The following is a 16,915-nucleotide window of genomic DNA, read 5'->3' on the forward strand; positions in this document are numbered from 1 at the left end:
TGATGCCGAGATGGTGAAATTGGTAGACACGCTAGCATGAGGTGCTAGTGCCTTAGGGTGTGAGGGTTCGAGTCCCTCTCTCGGCACCATGTTTACAAACTTGTAAAACATCTTGTTGGGCGTATAATGCTCACAAGTCGGACGCGGGATGGAGCAGTTTGGTAGCTCGTCGGGCTCATAACCCGAAGGTCGTCGGTTCAAATCCGGCTCCCGCAACCAATTTCAATGCTATTATATAGCATGTATTGGTAGCAAGTTTGCACAGTGTGAACCTCACTGTGAGTTAAGTGTAATATCAAATATGATGGCACTTAACATATAAGGGTCCAGCAACAAAAACCCCGGCTTATACGGGGTTTTTTGTTATCTAAGCATTTGTAAATGCAATTTAGATAATGTTTGCTTGGAATTTAAATTGGGCTTTGAGCCCTTTTTTTGTTTCTGGAGTGGTTAAATGACTGGTTTAGAAAGACAACTTACTGAAATGCTTGACGCTCCAGTAGCAGCATCAGGTTATGAGTTAGTTGGATTAGAATTTATTCGTGCTGGTGAGCACTCAACGCTACGTATTTACATCGATTCACCAAATGGTATCAATGTAGACGATTGCTCTGAAGTTAGTCACCAAGTAAGTGCCGTAATGGACGTTGAAGATCCAATTTCAGTGGCTTATAACCTTGAAGTGTCTTCACCAGGTTTAGAGAGACCACTGTTCAAAGCAGAGCATTACCAACAATTTATTGGTCACGAGGTAAGCATCGTTTTGAAAATGGCTGTCGGCAACCGTCGTAAATGGAAAGGTGATATCCAATCTATTGAAGGCGAGACAGTAAAAGTATTGGTTGAAGGACAAGAAGAAGAATTCGTCCTGAGCAATATTGCGAAAGCTAACCTGATCCCTAAATTTTAGTTCTCCTAGAGAGATGAGCTTAAGAGGCTAGATTAATGAACAAAGAAATTTTGGCGGTAGTAGAAGCTGTTTCTAATGAGAAAGCAGTTCCTCGTGAGCGTATTTTTGAAGCGCTTGAAATCGCGCTTGCAACGGCAACAAAAAAGAAAAGCGAACTAGAAATCGAAGTTCGTGTTGAAATTGACCGTAAAACGGGTAATTTCGAAACTTTCCGCCGTTGGGAAGCTGTTGAGGAAGTTGAATTCCCAACAAAAGAAATCTCTATTGAAGCTGCGAAGTACGATGACCCAGAGATCGAACTTGGCGGTTTCATCGAAGATGACATCGAATCAGTAACGTTTGACCGTATTACGACTCAAACGGCTAAGCAAGTTATCGTACAGAAAGTACGTGAAGCTGAACGCGCTCAAATCGTTGAGCAGTTCATCGATAACGAAGGTGAGTTAGTTACTGGTGTTGTTAAGAAAGTAAACCGTGACACTATTATCCTAGACCTAGGTAGCAACGCTGAAGCGGTAATCCTTCGTGATGACCAGCTTCCTCGTGAAAACTTCCGTCCAGGTGACCGTGTTCGTGGTCTTCTATACGCAGTTAAGCCAGAAGCTCGCGGCTTCCAGTTGTTCATTACTCGCTCTAAGCCTGAAATGCTAGCTGAACTATTCCGCGTTGAAGTGCCTGAGATTGGCGAAGAGCTAATTGAACTTAAAGGTGCTGCACGTGACGCTGGTTCTCGTGCTAAAATCGCTGTTAAAACAAACGACAAACGTATTGACCCTGTTGGTGCGTGTGTTGGTATGCGTGGTGCACGTGTACAAGCTGTTTCTAACGACCTTGGCGGTGAGCGTATCGATATCGTGCTTTGGGACGATAACCCGGCGCAATTCGTAATCAACGCAATGGCTCCTGCTGATGTGGCTTCTATCATCGTTGATGAAGATACACATTCAATGGACATCGCGGTTGAAGCTGACAACCTAGCGCAAGCTATCGGTCGTAGCGGTCAAAACGTACGTCTAGCATCTCAACTAACGGGTTGGGAACTGAACGTAATGACTGTTGAAGATCTTCAGAAGAAGCACCAAGAAGAAGCTGTTGCTTCAATTGAAAACTTCATGAAGCACCTAGACATCGAAGAAGACTTTGCTCAAATGCTTGTTGAAGAAGGTTTCTCTACGCTTGAAGAAGTAGCATACGTTCCTGTAAACGAGCTTCTTGAAGTGGACGGTCTAGACGAAGGTATCGTCGAAGAACTGCGTAACCGCGCAAAAGACGCACTGACTACTCTAGCGCTAGCGAAAGAAGAAACTTTCGATGGTGTTGAGCCTGCTGAAGACCTACTTGCACTTGAAGGTCTTGAGCGTGAAATGGCTTACAAGCTAGCTGCAAAAGGCGTTGCTACATTGGAAGACCTAGCTGACCAAGGCGTTGATGAACTAGAAGGCATCGAAGACCTAACTGCAGAGCGTGCGGGCGAGCTGATTATGGCTGCGCGTAACATCTGTTGGTTCGGCGACGAAGAATAATTCAGCAAGGAGAGAGAGCGGTATGACACAATTAACAGTTAAAGCACTGAGTGAAGAGATTGGTACGCCAGTTGACCGCTTAATTGAACAACTTGCTGATGCAGGCATGAAGAAAGCAGGGTCGGATCAAGTGACTGATTCAGAGAAGCAAACATTGCTAACGCACCTTAAAAAGGAGCACGGTGATACTTCAGGTGAAACAGAACCGACTCGTTTAACTCTTCAACGCAAGACCCGCAGCACGCTAAGTGTTGCCGCTGGAGGCGGTAAGAGTAAGGATGTTCAAGTAGAGGTACGTAAAAAACGTACTTACGTGAAGCGCAGCGCTATTGAAGATGAAGCGAAACGTGAGGCTGAGGATGCAGCTAATCGTGAAGCGGAAGAGAAAGCACAACGCGATGCTGAAGAGCAAGCGAAACGTGATGCTGCAGAGAAAGCACAGCGCGAAGCCGAAGCAAAAGTAACACGTGAAGCGGATGCAAAACGTGATGCTGAAGAGAAGGCTCAACGCGCACAAGCTGATAAGGCTAAAAAAGACATGAATTCAAAAAATGCAGACGCTAACGCACAAGCGAAAAAAGAAGCGGATGAACTAAAAGCTCGTCAAGAGCAAGAAGCAACTCGTAAAGCAGAAGCTGAAGCAGCTAAGCTTGTTGAAGAGGCTCGTAAGTTAGCAGAAGAAAACCAAGAACGTTGGTCTGAAGAAGAGAAGAAGAAGAAAGAGCAAGAGAAATCTGCGGATTACCATGTGACTACTTCTACTTATGCTCGTGAAGCAGAAGATGCGGCTGATAAAAAAGATGAGAAAGCTCCTCGTCGTCGCAAGAAGAAACCTGCTCCAGCAGCTCAACCTGGCAACAACCGTGGTGGTCGTAACCAACGTGGTCGTGGCGGTAAAGGTAAGCTAGCTAAACCAACTTCAATGCAACAAGGCTTCGATAAGTCAGCAACTGTTGCTAAATCTGATGTTGCTATCGGCGAAACTATCGTTGTTTCTGAACTGGCTAGCAAAATGTCAGTTAAAGCAACTGAAGTTATCAAAGTGATGATGAAGATGGGCGCTATGGCGACTATCAACCAAGTGATCGACCAAGAAACAGCACAACTTGTTGCTGAAGAAATGGGCCACAAGGTTATCCTTCGCAAAGAAAACGAATTAGAAGAAGCAGTGCTAGCTGACCGTGATAGCGATGCTATCGCAGAAGGTCGTGCTCCTGTTGTTACTATCATGGGTCACGTTGACCACGGTAAAACTTCTACACTTGATTACATTCGTAAAGCACACGTTGCTTCTGGCGAAGCTGGCGGTATCACGCAGCACATTGGTGCTTACCACGTAGATACTGACAACGGCATGATCACGTTCCTTGATACTCCTGGACACGCGGCGTTTACCGCTATGCGTGCTCGTGGTGCTCAAGCGACAGATATCGTTGTACTTGTTGTTGCAGCAGACGATGGCGTAATGCCACAAACAATCGAAGCAATCCAGCACGCGAAAGCGGCAGGCGTTCCTCTGATTGTTGCTGTGAACAAGATCGATAAAGAGGGTGCAAACCCAGACAACGTTAAGAATGAGCTAGCTCAATACGACGTTATCCCTGAAGAATGGGGCGGTGAGAACATCTTCGTTCACATCTCTGCAAAACAGGGTACAAACATCGATGGTCTTCTAGAAGCTATCCTTCTTCAGTCTGAAGTTCTTGAGCTTACAGCGGTTAAAGAAGGCATGGCATCTGGTGTTGTTGTTGAATCTCGTCTTGATAAAGGTCGCGGTCCAGTTGCAACAGTACTAGTACAGTCTGGTACTCTAAACAAAGGCGACATCGTTCTTTGTGGTCAAGAGTACGGCCGTGTTCGTGCAATGCGTGATGAAAATGGTAAAGACATCGAAACTGCAGGTCCATCTATCCCTGTAGAAATTCTAGGTCTTTCTGGCGTTCCTGCTTCAGGTGATGAAGCAACGGTTGTACGTGATGAGCGTAAAGCGCGTGAAGTTGCAAACTACCGTCAAGGTAAATTCCGTGATGTTAAACTAGCTCGCCAACAAAAAGCGAAACTAGAGAACATGTTCGCGAACATGACGGCTGGTGAAGTTGCTGAACTTAACGTTGTACTTAAAGCTGACGTTCAAGGTTCTGTAGAAGCGATTGCTGACTCTCTACTGAAACTGTCAACTGACGAAGTTAAAGTGAACATCGTAGGTTCTGGTGTTGGTGGTATTACTGAAACTGATGCAACGCTTGCAGCAGCTTCTAACGCTATCATCCTTGGTTTCAACGTACGTGCTGACGCAACTGCGCGTGGTACTGTTCAGAATGAAAACCTAGATCTACGTTACTACTCAATCATTTACCAACTGATCGACGAAGTTAAACAGGCAATGGGCGGTATGCTTGCTCCTGAATTCCGTCAAGAGATCATTGGTCTTGCTCAAGTTCGTGACGTATTTAAGTCGCCTAAACTTGGTGCAATCGCTGGTTGTATCGTTACTGAAGGTACTATTAAGCGTAGCAACCCAATCCGCGTACTTCGCGAAAACGTTGTTATCTACGAAGGTGAACTAGAGTCACTTCGTCGCTTTAAAGATGACGTTCAAGAAGTTAAAAATGGTTACGAGTGTGGTATCGGCGTTAAGAACTACAACGACGTTCGCGTTGGTGACCAGATCGAAGTATTCGAAATTGTTGAAGTTAAACGTACTCTAGACTAATCAGTCTGTACGACTCGACATATTGACTAAGGTTACTAACATTACTAGTAAAGGTAATAAGTAATCGGTTGTTGAATACACCATGGGGGGCTGGTAATTACCAAGCCCCCCATCTTTCTAAGTGAGAAAAGAAAATGTCAAAAGAATTTAGCCGCACACAACGTGTGTCTCAGCAGCTTCAAAAAGAGCTAGCACTTATCCTACAACGTGAAGTTCGTGACTCACGCATTGGTATGGTCACTATTTCAGATGTAGAAGTGTCTCGTGACCTTGCTTACGCAAAAGTGTTCGTGACTTTCCTATGTATTGGTGAGCAAACACCTGAATCATGTCTTGCTGCTCTTAAAGAGCATGAAGTGCCAGTTCGTATGGCTCTTGGTAAGCGTATTCGTCACCGTCTAACGCCTGAAGTTCGCTTTACTTACGACAACACTTTGGTTGAAGGCATGCGTATGTCTAACCTAGTAAGCGAAGTATTGAACGACGACAAGCGTAAGCAAGAAGAAGCAGGCCGTACTGAGGATACTCAGTCTAAGGACGAAGAGTAATGGCTCGCCGTCGTAAAGGTCGCCCTATAAACGGGGTAATTCTGTTAGATAAGCCGACAGGTATTTCATCTAATGATGCACTGCAAAAAGTAAAACGCATTTACTTTGCAGAGAAAGCAGGGCACACCGGTGCTCTGGATCCTCTTGCGACTGGCATGCTGCCAATTTGTCTTGGTGAAGCAACGAAGTTTTCTCAGTTTCTATTAGATTCTGATAAGCGCTACGTTGTTATTGCTAAGCTTGGTGAGCGTACCAACACTTCAGACTCTGATGGTGAAGTGGTTGAAACGCGTGAAATCAACGTGACTCAAGAGCAACTTGAACGCTGCATTGCAAGCTTCAAAGGTGAAACCGACCAGATTCCATCAATGTTCTCAGCATTGAAGTATCAAGGTAAGCCTTTGTATGAATACGCACGTGCAGGTATCGAGGTTCCTCGTGAGTCTCGCAAGATCACGGTGTATTCTATTGAGCTACTTCGCTTTGAAGGCGATGAAGTTGAGATGGAAGTGCATTGTTCTAAAGGGACTTACATCCGTACGATCACCGATGATCTTGGTGAAATGCTAGGTTGTGGTGCTCATGTGACAATGCTTCGTCGTACTGGTGTTGCAAAGTACCCGTATGAACGCATGGTTACCTTGGAACAGCTGAACGAAATTCTAGAGCAAGCACAAGCGCAAGAGATTGCACCTAAAGAGTTGCTTGATCCATTGCTAATGCCAATGGACACAGCTGTAGAAGACTTACCTGAAGTTAACTTGAATGCGGAACTGACTGATCTTGTTCAGCACGGTATGCCAGTTCAGGTTGCTGGTGCGCCAACGGAAGGAACGGTTCGCATGACAAGCGGCGAAGAGAAGCTGTTTGTCGGCGTTGCTCAGATTGGCGAAGATGGCCGAGTTGCACCGAAGCGTTTGGTTGTTTTCAGAGATGAAGAGCCACAAGCGTAGCGCTTACACAGAATCGGATCTTAGCGCTGAGTCGTGAAAGACGAGTAAATAAATTAGAAAGCGAGCCCTTAATTTTAATGGTTCGCTTTTTTCGTTTTTCATCAGTTCGATTGTTATTGCACCAACTCGTAAACTTCCCTATAATCCTCGGCTCGCGTAGCGGCTGAATCAGAGATTGGCTGCTACAAATATAAACTTACTCTTATCAGGAGAGATTTATGTCTCTGAATGCAGAAACTAAAGCAGCAATCGTTGCAGAATACGCACAATCTGAAGGCGACACAGGTTCACCAGAAGTACAAGTAGCACTACTTACTGCTTCTATCAACCACCTACAAGGTCACTTCAAAGCGCACAAACATGATCACCACAGCCGTCGTGGTCTATTACGTATGGTTTCTAGCCGTCGTAAGCTTCTTGATTACTTGAAAGGCAAAAACCTTACTCGTTACCAAGACCTAATCAAGCGTCTAGGCCTACGTCGCTAATAGCGATGTCTGCAAAGACAGTTTGAAGAAAAGGAGCATTTATGCTCCTTTTTTTGTGCCTGTAAGAAAATGTTTGGCCGGATGCACAGAATATCATCTGGCTTTTTCTGATAGGAAATATCTCTCCTAATAAAAATAGTTTATACTACGCCCGCCTATGCGTTTTCAACGCTGGGCAATCAACCTCTCAAGACGTTACAGTCACAGATGTCGGCCAATAGGTCGCGACTATTCAAAGGCGGATTTGGTCTTAATTCGGCGTATGAACTCATACAAAGAAGCATCATTCCCAAGTCTCTTTTCACTAGTCGCGATTGGTAATATCTTGAGTCAATCTTCACTTAATCTAAAGTCATGACTTTAGAGCTAAGGATATACAATGTTTGAAAAACCAGTTGTAAAATCGTTCCAGTACGGTAACCACACCGTTACTCTAGAAACGGGCGTAATGGCACGTCAAGCTACTGCTGCTGTAATGGCGACTATGGACGATACATCAGTATTCGTTTCTGTTGTTGCTAAGAAAGAAGCTGTTGCAGGCCAAGATTTCTTCCCTCTAACAGTTAACTACCAAGAGCGTACATACGCTGCGGGTAAAATCCCTGGTGGTTTCTTCAAGCGTGAAGGTCGTCCTTCTGAAGGCGAAACGCTAACAGCTCGTCTGATTGACCGTCCAATTCGTCCACTTTTCCCAAGTGCGTTTAAAAACGAAGTTCAAGTTATCGCTACGGTTGTTTCTATCAACCCTGACGTAAACCCAGACATGATCACTATGATCGCAACGTCTGCTGCGCTTGCTATCTCTGGTGCGCCATTCAATGGTCCTATCGGTGCTGCACGTGTTGGTCACATCGACGGCGAACTTGTTCTTAACCCATCAAATACTGAGCTTGAAAACTCTAAACTAGACCTAGTTGTGTCTGGTACAGAAGGCGCAGTACTTATGGTTGAATCTGAAGCAGATAACCTATCTGAAGAAGAAATGCTTTCAGCTGTTGTTTACGGTCACGACCAACAGCAAGTTGTAATCAAAGCGATCAACGAATTTGCAGCTGAAGTTGCAACTCCATCTTGGAACTGGGAAGCGCCAGCAGTTAACACTGAGCTTAAAGCTAAAGTTGCTGAGCAAGCTGAAACTCGTCTATCTGACGCGTACCAAATCACTGAGAAAATGGCTCGTTACGAGCAAGTTGGCGCAATCAAGAACGACACTGTTGAAGCTCTAATTGCACAAGACGAAAACCTAGATGAGCGCGAAATCCGCGGCATGCTTGGTTCTCTAGAGAAAAACGTAGTACGTAGCCGCATCATTGCTGGCAACCCACGTATCGATGGCCGTGAAAAAGACATGGTTCGTGCGCTAGACGTACGTACTGGTGTTCTTCCACGTACACACGGTTCTTCTCTATTCACTCGTGGTGAAACTCAAGCACTTGTTACTGCAACGCTTGGTACACAACGTGATGCTCAAATCATCGACAGCCTAATGGGTGAGAAGAAAGACAACTTCCTTCTACACTACAACTTCCCTCCATACTGTGTAGGTGAGACTGGTTTCGTTGGTTCTCCTAAGCGTCGTGAAATTGGTCACGGTAAGCTTGCTAAACGTGGTATCCAAGCAGTAATGCCTTCTGTTGACGAATTCCCATACACAGTTCGCGTTGTATCGGAAATCACAGAATCTAACGGTTCTTCTTCAATGGCTTCTGTATGTGGTACATCTCTAGCACTTATGGATGCTGGTGTTCCAATCAAAGCTTCTGTTGCAGGTATCGCAATGGGTCTTGTTAAAGAAGGCGACGATTTCGTTGTTCTTTCTGACATCCTTGGCGACGAAGATCACCTAGGTGACATGGACTTTAAAGTAGCAGGTACTAACGCTGGTATCACTGCTCTTCAAATGGACATCAAGATCGAAGGTATCACTAAAGAGATCATGCAAATTGCACTTAACCAAGCGCAAGGTGCACGTAAGCACATCCTTTCTGTAATGGATGAAGCTATCTCTGGTGCTCGTGAAGATATCTCTGAATTCGCTCCACGTATCCACACAATGAAAATCAGCTCTGATAAGATCAAAGATGTTATCGGTAAAGGCGGCGCAGTTATCCGTGCTCTTTGTGAAGAAACAGGTACTACAATCGAAATCGAAGACGATGGCACAATCAAGATTGCTGCTACTGAAGGCGCAGCTGCTAAAGAAGCTATCCGCCGTATCGAAGAGATCACAGCTGAAGTTGAAGTTGGCCGCATTTACCAAGGTAAAGTTGCTCGTCTAGCTGACTTCGGTGCATTCGTTACGATCCTTCCAGGTAAAGATGGTCTAGTACACATCTCTCAAATCGCTGACAAGCGTGTTGAGAAAGTGTCTGACTACCTAACTGAAGGTCAAGAAGTTCCTGTTAAGGTTCTTGAAATTGACCGTCAAGGCCGTGTACGTCTAAGCATGAAAGAAGCAGTTGAAACGCCAGCTGAAGGCGAAGCACCTGCTGCTGAGTAATTCTTAGCCTATTAATGGGACTATCGCTTTTTAGTGATTTCTAACCCATTGGTAAAAAAGCATGTTATAAAGGGGAGCATATCGCTCCCCTTTTTTATTGCGGTCATAACAGGAGTAATTATTTGTGAAATGGTTTCAAACCGCGAGTATGTGTTTACTGCTTGTACTAACTGGTTGTGCGACAACATCAGATAACACCTCACGTTGGGTTTATCCACCAATGGCTGTGCCGCTTCAACCAAGTGTTCAGCAAGAAGTGCAAATAGCGCGCCTTAGTCAGTTATTACAACGCCCAGACTTGAACGATGAAGTTCGAGCTAAAATGTTGTTCGAGCGTGGTAACTACTACGACAGTGTTGGCTTGCGTGATTTAGCACGTCTTGATTTCAATCAGTCTCTTTCATTGAACCCCGCTCAACCTGATATCTTCAACCTTTTGGGTGTTTACTTTACGCAAGTAGGGGAGTTTGATGCCGCTTATGAATCTTTTGATTCGACGTTAGAGCTTGATCCTGCAAACTCATATGCAGAACGAAATCGCTCTATCGCACTCTACTATGGCGAGCGCTATGACTTAGCCAATGAAGAGATGATGAAGCACTACGCCGATGATCCTAGCGATCCGTTCCGCGCTCTGTGGCTTTACATCATTCAGCATGAACTCACGCCAGAACAAGCGAAGCTTGATTTGCAAAAGCGTTACGAGAGCCGTGATGAACAGTGGGGCTGGGTATTAGTTGCGATCATGCTTGACGATATTACTGAAGAGCAGGCGTTCAAAGCTATCCTAACGGGGACTCGTGACAACACGCTCCTAGCTCAACGCCTGACTGAAACGTACTTCTACCTTGCTAAGCGTCACCACATGAATGGTGATTACGCGAATGCTATCTCTTTGTACAAATTAGCGGTTTCTTTTAACGTGTATGAATACGTAGAACACCGTTACTCTTTCTTAGAGTTAAGCCGTATTTTTAGTACGCTTAAGGCTGAACATTTAGCGCAAGCTAAGTTGGCCGCTGCCGAAGAAGAAGCTAACGCTAAGTAAGTGACATAGTAAGAAAGTAAGAATATTAAAAACCGCTGCCAGTCAGCGGTTTTTTTATACGCGTTATTTAGTTTTTGGTTGCTTTAAAATCAAACAACATTAAAATAGTTAGCCTTGCTAACTAAATGTAAATTCTGTGGTTGGAAATCTATGCTGGATCAGAATCTAGAAAAAATTGAACGCTTTGCTTCTAAGATATGGCGCACTCAAGTGAATGAAGATCCTATCTGCCAACTGAGCTTCAATGAGTACGATTATTTGAAGGTCATTCAAGCTTCACCAGAGCCTATTCGGCTAACAGATCTTGCTATTGAGATGCAGGTGACAAAACCTTCAGCCACGACTATGGTTCAAAGGCTAGAAAGAAAAGGACTAGTAGAACGCCAAGCCTCGCTTGAGGATGCACGCTCTAAGTTGGTCATTTTAACCAAGAAAGCTGAAATTGGTTTGGAAGAAGAAAGTAAGATTTATCAGGTGATGGCACAAACGCTTGAGAGCCGTTTATCTGAGCAAGAATCCCAACTGTTGAATCAACTGTTAGATAAAGCGTTGAAGTAATTAGTTTAAATATTTAGTTAGCCTTGTTAACTAATTTTTAGAGTCGTATCTCATTTTAGTGCGGCTCAATAGATGAAAGAAAGTAGAGTAAGAAATGAGTAACTCAATTAGTCGTCAATTCTGGCGATACACAATTCCTACCGTAGCGGCTATGTTGGTTAATGGCCTTTACCAAGTGGTAGATGGCATCTTTATCGGCCGTTATGTCGGTGCTGATGGACTTGCGGGTATTAACGTCGCGTGGCCTGTTATTGGGTCGATTCTCGGCATTGGTATGCTGGTGGGCGTGGGTACGGGTGCCCTTGTCTCGATTCGCCAAGGTGAAAAAGACACCAAAGGCGCTAAGCAGATCTTAGCAACGGGTCTAACCTTGCTGTTGGCGATAACGCCAATTGTCTCTGGATTGTTATTTCTTTTTGCTGATAACTTTCTGCTTTGGCAGGGCGCGGAAGGTCGAGTGTATGAGCTTGGCCTGCAATACTTACATATCCTAATTGGTGCAAGTGTCTTTACCTTAGGCTCTATTGCGATGCCATTTTTGCTGCGTAACGATGACAGTCCGAACTTGGCCACCATACTGATGATTGTGGGTGCGGTGATCAATATTGTATTGGATTACCTGTTTATCGCTCAGTTTGGTTGGGAGTTGAAGGGTGCTGCATTGGCAACTGCAATGGCTCAGTTTGTGGTAACAGGCCTGGGTATGGCTTACTTCTTTTCACGTCGAGCAAACTTGCGTTTACGTTGGAATGAACTGAGATTGAAGTTATCGGTAATTCCTGAAATCTTCGCTATCGGTACATCAAGCTTCTTTATGTATGCGTATGGTTCGATGATGGTGGCGCTGCACAATGCCTTGTTCTCTCAATATGGCGACCAGTTGATGATTGGTGCTTACGCGATTTTGGGCTATATCGTGACGGTTTATTACCTCACAGCGGAAGGCATCGCAAATGGTATGCAGCCTTTAGTGAGTTACAACCATGGTGCTCGCAATCAAGCGAATATTCGTAAGTTACTGAAGATTGCGATGGTGAGCTCTGTCTTGATTGGTGTGGCGTTTGTGTTGTTGCTGAATGCGTTCCCACGTGAGTTTGTTTCCGTCTTTAACTCGGATGAACCTCAGCTAGTTGAGTACACCGTGTTGGGTATTAGATTGCACATGTTTGCATTGGCGCTTGATGGCTTCTTAGTGGTAGCGGGTGCTTACTATCAAGCGGTGAACAAGGGCAGCAAGGCCATGTTTGTGACGATAGGTAACATGCTTATCCAATTACCTTTCTTGTACATTATGCCTAAGTTGTACGGTGTGCCGGGGATCTGGATAGCGTATCCATTGTCCAATATCGCGTTAAGCGTAGTTGTTATGATTATGCTCTACAAAGACGTAAAGAAGCTCGACGCTGCGCCGCTGGAAACAGCGACGGCGTAGGTCGTTTTTCGTGAACTGAATGAAAAAGGTCTAGCGAATGCTAGACCTTTTTTGTATCTGTTACTGATTGATTCAACGAGAGGAGTTAGATGTTCTTAACTTCTAAACCTGCAAGTTGGTGCCAGTATCCGTTGCATTGACGGTTTTCAATAGTCATTGGTTTTTGGCCATGCTCATTGGCTTTGAAGTTGTTGATCTCAGAGAAGGTATCGATACCTAACGGGCTCAAACGAACCACGTCGACCAAGTCATGCATGCTCGGCAGGTCATTGACTAGGTTGTAGCAGTAACCTGATTGGGTTTGGATACCGTTAAGGTTAAAGACCGACTGACCTTCTTGGCTATCGACTTGGAGACCTGTTGGGTACTTGATACAACAGGTTTCGCAATCGTCTTTGGCTTTGTTTTCAGCGCGAGCGGTAAAGCAGCGTGCTGAGTAAGCAAGAGGCAAGTAGCCATGGCTAAACACTTCGACTTCGAACTTATTACGAATATTAAGCTCTTCACATTGTGTCATGACGTTACTCAGCCATTCACGAGAAAGCTCAACAGGCATACACCAGCGCGTCATACCTTGCTTCAAAAATAGGTTCAGCGTGCGTGCATTGTAGGTGTTAACCGCAGGGCCAACCACGAACGGTACTTTGCTTTCGCTGGCTAATTGAATAGCCGATACGTCGTTGGCTTCAATCGCGAAGTCACCGTTATCAATGTACTTCTTCATGATGTTGACTTCGCTTGGCGCTTCCAACAACGCCATCGTCGATAGTACCACTTGTTTACCTGAAGCAGACAGCTCTTTGGCAATGTCCATCCAGTGTTTGGCTTTCATCTCACGACGCTTTGAACACACGGCTTCACCAAGGTAGATGATGTCGGCAGAGCTAGACTTTGCTTGCTCATAGAAGCTTTCAACGTCCTGTTTTGGCCAAAAGTAGAGTAGAGGGCCTAATGCGTATTTCATTGAGTTCTCCATTTGGCGCTATTGCCATTTACGGTGGTAAGCACCAAGGGTGGTTTGTGTGCCTTCAGATACATTCGCCAGTGTTGCATTCCAAGCTTGTTCTACTTGGTATTGTTCTGGATTCGCTAAGTAGCGATCAATGGCCGCACGCCAAGTACGAGTCACTTGTTCAACATAAGCCGGGCTGCGTTGGCGGCCTTCAATCTTCACAGAAGCAACATTTGCCGCAAAAAGTTCAGGAAGCATTGATAGTGTATTAAGGCTAGTTGGCTCTTCAAGTGCATGATAGCGCTTACGTTCGCCATCGATGTCCGCTTCAAAGCGACCTTTACACAGTGTTGGATAGCCCGCGTTTTCGCCTGCTACGTACTTATCAATCAAGATTTCATTCAAGCGCGACTCTAGGCCGGTTTCTGTTTCTTGCCAGCGAACATATTTCGCCGGAGAACAAGCGCCCACCGTGTTAGGGGATTCACCGGTCATGTATGAAGAGAGGTAGCAACGACCTTCAGCCATGATACACAAACTACCAAAAGCGAATACTTCAAGGTCAACGTCAGAGGTGATGTTACGAGAAAGCTGTTTGACCTGATGAATCGACAATACGCGCGGCAATACCACACGCTTTACATTGAAGTTCTTGTGGTAGAAATCGATCGCAGCTGCATTGGTCGCAGAAGCTTGTACTGATAGGTGCAGTTCTAGATCTGGGTATTTATTTGCTGCGTATTCAAGAACCGCAATATCCGCTATGATCAGCGCATCAACACCCAGTGCTGCCGCGTTGTCTACGGCATTGGTCCAACGTTCGAAGCCATTTGGGTGAGCAAAAGTATTTAAGGCAACGTGAATTTTCTTGTTGCGGTCATGCACGTATTGCACGGCACGATCGAGCTTTTTACCCGCAAAGTTTAGGCCTGCAAAGTGTCGGGCATTGGTATCGTCTTTGAATCCGATATAGACAGCATCCGCACCGCAATCAATGGCGGTTTTCAAAGCAGGTAAGTTACCCGCTGGGCATAAGAGTTCCATTTGCTCACTACCAGTAGAATGAAATTGAAGCGAGCATTTTATGAAGAATTATGAATGACGGAATTGATGTAAGGCAGGTTTAGATGGATAAATCTGCTTTTACTCCGTTTGAGGTACTGACGAGTAGCCGTTTTATGTGTTGGTTAAGCTTTCAGAGGATGACGTATTCGAATCGTCTAATTAGTTCTTATGACGGCGGTTTTGTGCGAACAGCTCTTCGACGTCTTGTTTTGGTTGAGGACGATAGAAGTGGAAACCTTGAATGGAGCTACAGTTGAGGTTTGATAGAAGCGTCGCTTGCTCACTGGTTTCGACACCTTCTGCAACCACAGTTAAATCGAGAGATTTACCAAGGTTGATGATGTTTTCGATTACTGTAATTTGTTTCGGCAGAGTGTCGATATCAGAGATAAATGCACGGTCAATCTTAAGCTCATCAATAGGGAAGCGAGCTAAGTAAGACAGCGATGAATAGCCTGTACCAAAGTCATCGATGGACAAGGCGAATCCGAGTTTCTTGATAGCGTTTAGCATTTGTAGCGTGTGTTCGCTGTCACTCATCACAGCACTTTCTGTCAGCTCAAAAGTAATCGCGCTTGGATCAAGCTCTGTTGAACGGAGTAACTTTTCAACGTAATCAATCAGCTTTGGGTTACCAAACTGTTCTGGAGACAGGTTGATCGCCACTCGCCCAGGCAGGATACCTTGCATCTTCCAACGCTTAACCGTCGCAAATACTTCACGCATTACCACACGACCAAGCTGTTCGATAAGACCTGCACGTTCCGCAACTGGGATGAATGCAGCAGGACTGATGTAGCCTTCAACTGGGTGCTTCCAACGAACCAGAGCTTCTGCGCCGTTGATGGTGAAATCACGGGCATTCACTTTAGGCTGATACCAAACCTCGAGTCCATTTTGTTGCAGTGCTTTTTGCAGTTCTATCTCAAGCCACAGTCGCATACGCGCTTCTTTGTTCATCTGTTCGTTGAACTTAATCAGGCGATTACGACCACGATCTTTGGCTTCATACATCGCGGTATCGGCGTTTTGCAGCAGGATACGTGCGTCTGTACCATCTTGAGGAAAGCTCACGCTGCCAATAGAACAAGCTAAGCGTTTACTGAAATGGTGAAGATCGAAGGGTTGATTGATCAGAGCGATGATCTTTTCAGATAAGGCTTCAGGTGTTCGTTGATGTTCTGGCTCTGGCAGGATGATGCCAAACTCGTCTCCGCCAAGGTGGCCAACTACCGCTTGACGAGGGAGTAGGCGTTTTAGACGAGATGCGACTTCTTTAATGACTTTGTCACCGATGTGGTGACCTAAGGAGTCATTGATATTCTTAAAGTTATCAATGTCTAAGTAGAGCATCACAACGGGTGTATTGTTGTGAATGAATTGCTCAAGACGCTTGGTAAATCCTACTCGATTGTAGAGTTTGGTGAGCGCATCAATATAGGCATCTTCACTGTTTGCCGGAGTAAACTGTTTTGCTGTTTCCTGTGCATCTTGGATGAGTACTAATTGTGTACTGTTTCCTAGCACCGCGGTCGAGTCGATATGAAGTTGAACCTTACGTTCAAAGCCACATCGAGCCCCTGTTAAACAAACCAAACCCGACTCGGAAATAATAGAACTCAGCCTATTATTAAAGACAGTTTTGGTTTGTTCATCGATAAACAGACGGCCCAGTTCTTCACCTAGCAACTCTGAGGGTGAGTTGAAACCAAGCAATCTTGCGGCTGCAGGGTTAGATGACAAAATGTAGTCGTTCTCAACCAAAAGCAGTCCGTCTGGCAGCAGTTGAGAAAGCTTGTGGAATTTCGCTTCAGATTCTTCTAGAGAGCGAACGAGGACTTGATTTTCTGAGGTGTCAAAGGCGTGAAAGACGATGTAATCGGTTTTGTTGCCATTAGTGAGGGGGGCAAGGCTGAAATGAAGGCTAGTATCGAGGTCCGTCTCGTTGAGAGTGACTTCCGCTTCAATCGCTTCACCATTGAATGCGCGCTCATAATACGGCTTTAGATGTTGGTAGAATTGCTCGCCTAAGGTTTGGCGATCATTCATGCCTGTAAGCTCAGTTTGAGTTAAACCAGCAATATCACAGTAACGCTCATTAACCATAAGGTAATTATGTTGAGCATCAAGAACTGCAAAAAAGAACGGACTGTTCGCAGTTAACTGAGTAAACCAATGTTGTAGTTGCTGGGGAGGCATCAAAGTACTACCAATTCTCCAAGAGC

The 16,915-nt window shown here is 45.1% G+C and carries 13 protein-coding genes and 2 tRNA genes; 12 read left to right on the forward strand and 3 right to left on the reverse strand.

What is annotated here, in order from left to right; genetic code table 11:
* The first annotated feature begins 4 nt into the window (after window positions 1-4).
* The 12 genes from ED652_RS03445 to ED652_RS03500 all read left to right on the forward strand — a co-directional run bounded on the left by ED652_RS03445 (window position 5) and on the right by ED652_RS03500 (window position 12,673).
* A tRNA-Leu gene (locus tag ED652_RS03445) sits at window positions 5-89 on the forward strand.
* 53 nt (window positions 90-142) lie between these two features.
* A tRNA-Met gene (locus ED652_RS03450) sits at window positions 143-219 on the forward strand.
* 235 nt (window positions 220-454) lie between these two features.
* Window positions 455-910, forward strand: coding sequence for a ribosome maturation factor RimP (rimP, locus tag ED652_RS03455; RefSeq protein ID WP_004734501.1), 456 nt, complete (start codon window positions 455-457; stop codon window positions 908-910).
* A 35-nt stretch (window positions 911-945) separates the two neighbouring features.
* Window positions 946-2,433: a transcription termination factor NusA gene (nusA, locus tag ED652_RS03460; protein ID WP_065103003.1), complete on the forward strand. Its 1,488-nt coding sequence runs from the start codon at window positions 946-948 to the stop codon at window positions 2,431-2,433.
* A gap of 22 nt (window positions 2,434-2,455) precedes the next feature.
* A complete protein-coding gene (gene infB / locus ED652_RS03465) occupies window positions 2,456-5,146 on the forward strand; it encodes a translation initiation factor IF-2 (RefSeq protein ID WP_017108758.1) in 2,691 nt (896 codons plus the stop codon).
* Window positions 5,147-5,280: 134 nt separating this feature from the next.
* Window positions 5,281-5,694, forward strand: a complete 414-nt coding sequence (gene rbfA, locus ED652_RS03470) for a 30S ribosome-binding factor RbfA (protein WP_017106942.1) — start codon at window positions 5,281-5,283, stop codon at window positions 5,692-5,694.
* Window positions 5,694-6,647 carry a tRNA pseudouridine(55) synthase TruB gene (truB, locus tag ED652_RS03475; RefSeq protein ID WP_076672203.1) on the forward strand — a complete coding sequence of 318 codons (954 nt, stop codon included), beginning with the start codon at window positions 5,694-5,696 and terminating at the stop codon, window positions 6,645-6,647. The genes rbfA and truB overlap by 1 nt, the downstream gene beginning before the upstream one ends.
* Window positions 6,648-6,865: 218 nt before the next feature.
* Complete coding sequence (gene rpsO, locus ED652_RS03480) at window positions 6,866-7,135, forward strand: 30S ribosomal protein S15 (protein ID WP_004734493.1); 270 nt, start codon at window positions 6,866-6,868, stop codon at window positions 7,133-7,135.
* A 379-nt stretch (window positions 7,136-7,514) separates the two neighbouring features.
* Window positions 7,515-9,635 carry a polyribonucleotide nucleotidyltransferase gene (gene pnp / locus ED652_RS03485; RefSeq protein ID WP_009847538.1) on the forward strand — a complete coding sequence of 707 codons (2,121 nt, stop codon included), beginning with the start codon at window positions 7,515-7,517 and terminating at the stop codon, window positions 9,633-9,635.
* 124 nt (window positions 9,636-9,759) lie between these two features.
* Window positions 9,760-10,683 (forward strand): lipoprotein NlpI, encoded by a 924-nt coding sequence (gene nlpI / locus ED652_RS03490; RefSeq protein ID WP_017106944.1) that lies wholly within the window; start codon window positions 9,760-9,762, stop codon window positions 10,681-10,683.
* Window positions 10,684-10,833: 150 nt separating this feature from the next.
* Window positions 10,834-11,241: a MarR family winged helix-turn-helix transcriptional regulator gene (locus ED652_RS03495; protein ID WP_029225890.1), complete on the forward strand. Its 408-nt coding sequence runs from the start codon at window positions 10,834-10,836 to the stop codon at window positions 11,239-11,241.
* Window positions 11,242-11,335: 94 nt separating this feature from the next.
* Window positions 11,336-12,673 carry an MATE family efflux transporter gene (locus tag ED652_RS03500; protein WP_122053507.1) on the forward strand — a complete coding sequence of 446 codons (1,338 nt, stop codon included), beginning with the start codon at window positions 11,336-11,338 and terminating at the stop codon, window positions 12,671-12,673.
* Between the two features lie 85 nt (window positions 12,674-12,758).
* On the opposite strand, the gene ED652_RS03505 is transcribed toward ED652_RS03500, so the two are convergent.
* The 3 genes from ED652_RS03505 to ED652_RS03515 all read right to left on the reverse strand — a co-directional run bounded on the left by ED652_RS03505 (window position 12,759) and on the right by ED652_RS03515 (window position 16,889).
* Window positions 12,759-13,637 carry a U32 family peptidase gene (locus tag ED652_RS03505; RefSeq protein ID WP_162929893.1) on the reverse strand — a complete coding sequence of 293 codons (879 nt, stop codon included), beginning with the start codon at window positions 13,635-13,637 and terminating at the stop codon, window positions 12,759-12,761.
* Window positions 13,638-13,655: 18 nt separating this feature from the next.
* Window positions 13,656-14,669, reverse strand: a complete 1,014-nt coding sequence (locus ED652_RS03510; protein ID WP_016784927.1) for a peptidase U32 family protein — start codon at window positions 14,667-14,669, stop codon at window positions 13,656-13,658.
* Between the two features lie 180 nt (window positions 14,670-14,849).
* Window positions 14,850-16,889 carry a bifunctional diguanylate cyclase/phosphodiesterase gene (locus ED652_RS03515; RefSeq protein WP_017108765.1) on the reverse strand — a complete coding sequence of 680 codons (2,040 nt, stop codon included), beginning with the start codon at window positions 16,887-16,889 and terminating at the stop codon, window positions 14,850-14,852.
* Between the last annotated feature and the right edge of the window lie 26 nt (window positions 16,890-16,915).

The organism is Vibrio sp. Evd11 (assembly GCF_900382755.1).
Lineage (GTDB): Bacteria > Pseudomonadota > Gammaproteobacteria > Enterobacterales > Vibrionaceae > Vibrio > Vibrio lentus.

Coding starts and splice junctions, on each gene's coding strand:
- rimP (WP_004734501.1), top strand. CDS start 455: ATGACTGGTTTAGAAAGACAACTTACTGAAATGCTTGACGCTCCAGTA.
- nusA (WP_065103003.1), top strand. CDS start 946: ATGAACAAAGAAATTTTGGCGGTAGTAGAAGCTGTTTCTAATGAGAAA.
- infB (WP_017108758.1), top strand. CDS start 2,456: ATGACACAATTAACAGTTAAAGCACTGAGTGAAGAGATTGGTACGCCA.
- rbfA (WP_017106942.1), top strand. CDS start 5,281: ATGTCAAAAGAATTTAGCCGCACACAACGTGTGTCTCAGCAGCTTCAA.
- truB (WP_076672203.1), top strand. CDS start 5,694: ATGGCTCGCCGTCGTAAAGGTCGCCCTATAAACGGGGTAATTCTGTTA.
- rpsO (WP_004734493.1), top strand. CDS start 6,866: ATGTCTCTGAATGCAGAAACTAAAGCAGCAATCGTTGCAGAATACGCA.
- pnp (WP_009847538.1), top strand. CDS start 7,515: ATGTTTGAAAAACCAGTTGTAAAATCGTTCCAGTACGGTAACCACACC.
- ED652_RS03495 (WP_029225890.1), top strand. CDS start 10,834: ATGCTGGATCAGAATCTAGAAAAAATTGAACGCTTTGCTTCTAAGATA.
- ED652_RS03500 (WP_122053507.1), top strand. CDS start 11,336: ATGAGTAACTCAATTAGTCGTCAATTCTGGCGATACACAATTCCTACC.
- ED652_RS03505 (WP_162929893.1), bottom strand. CDS start 13,637: ATGAAATACGCATTAGGCCCTCTACTCTACTTTTGGCCAAAACAGGAC.
- ED652_RS03510 (WP_016784927.1), bottom strand. CDS start 14,669: ATGGAACTCTTATGCCCAGCGGGTAACTTACCTGCTTTGAAAACCGCC.
- ED652_RS03515 (WP_017108765.1), bottom strand. CDS start 16,889: ATGCCTCCCCAGCAACTACAACATTGGTTTACTCAGTTAACTGCGAAC.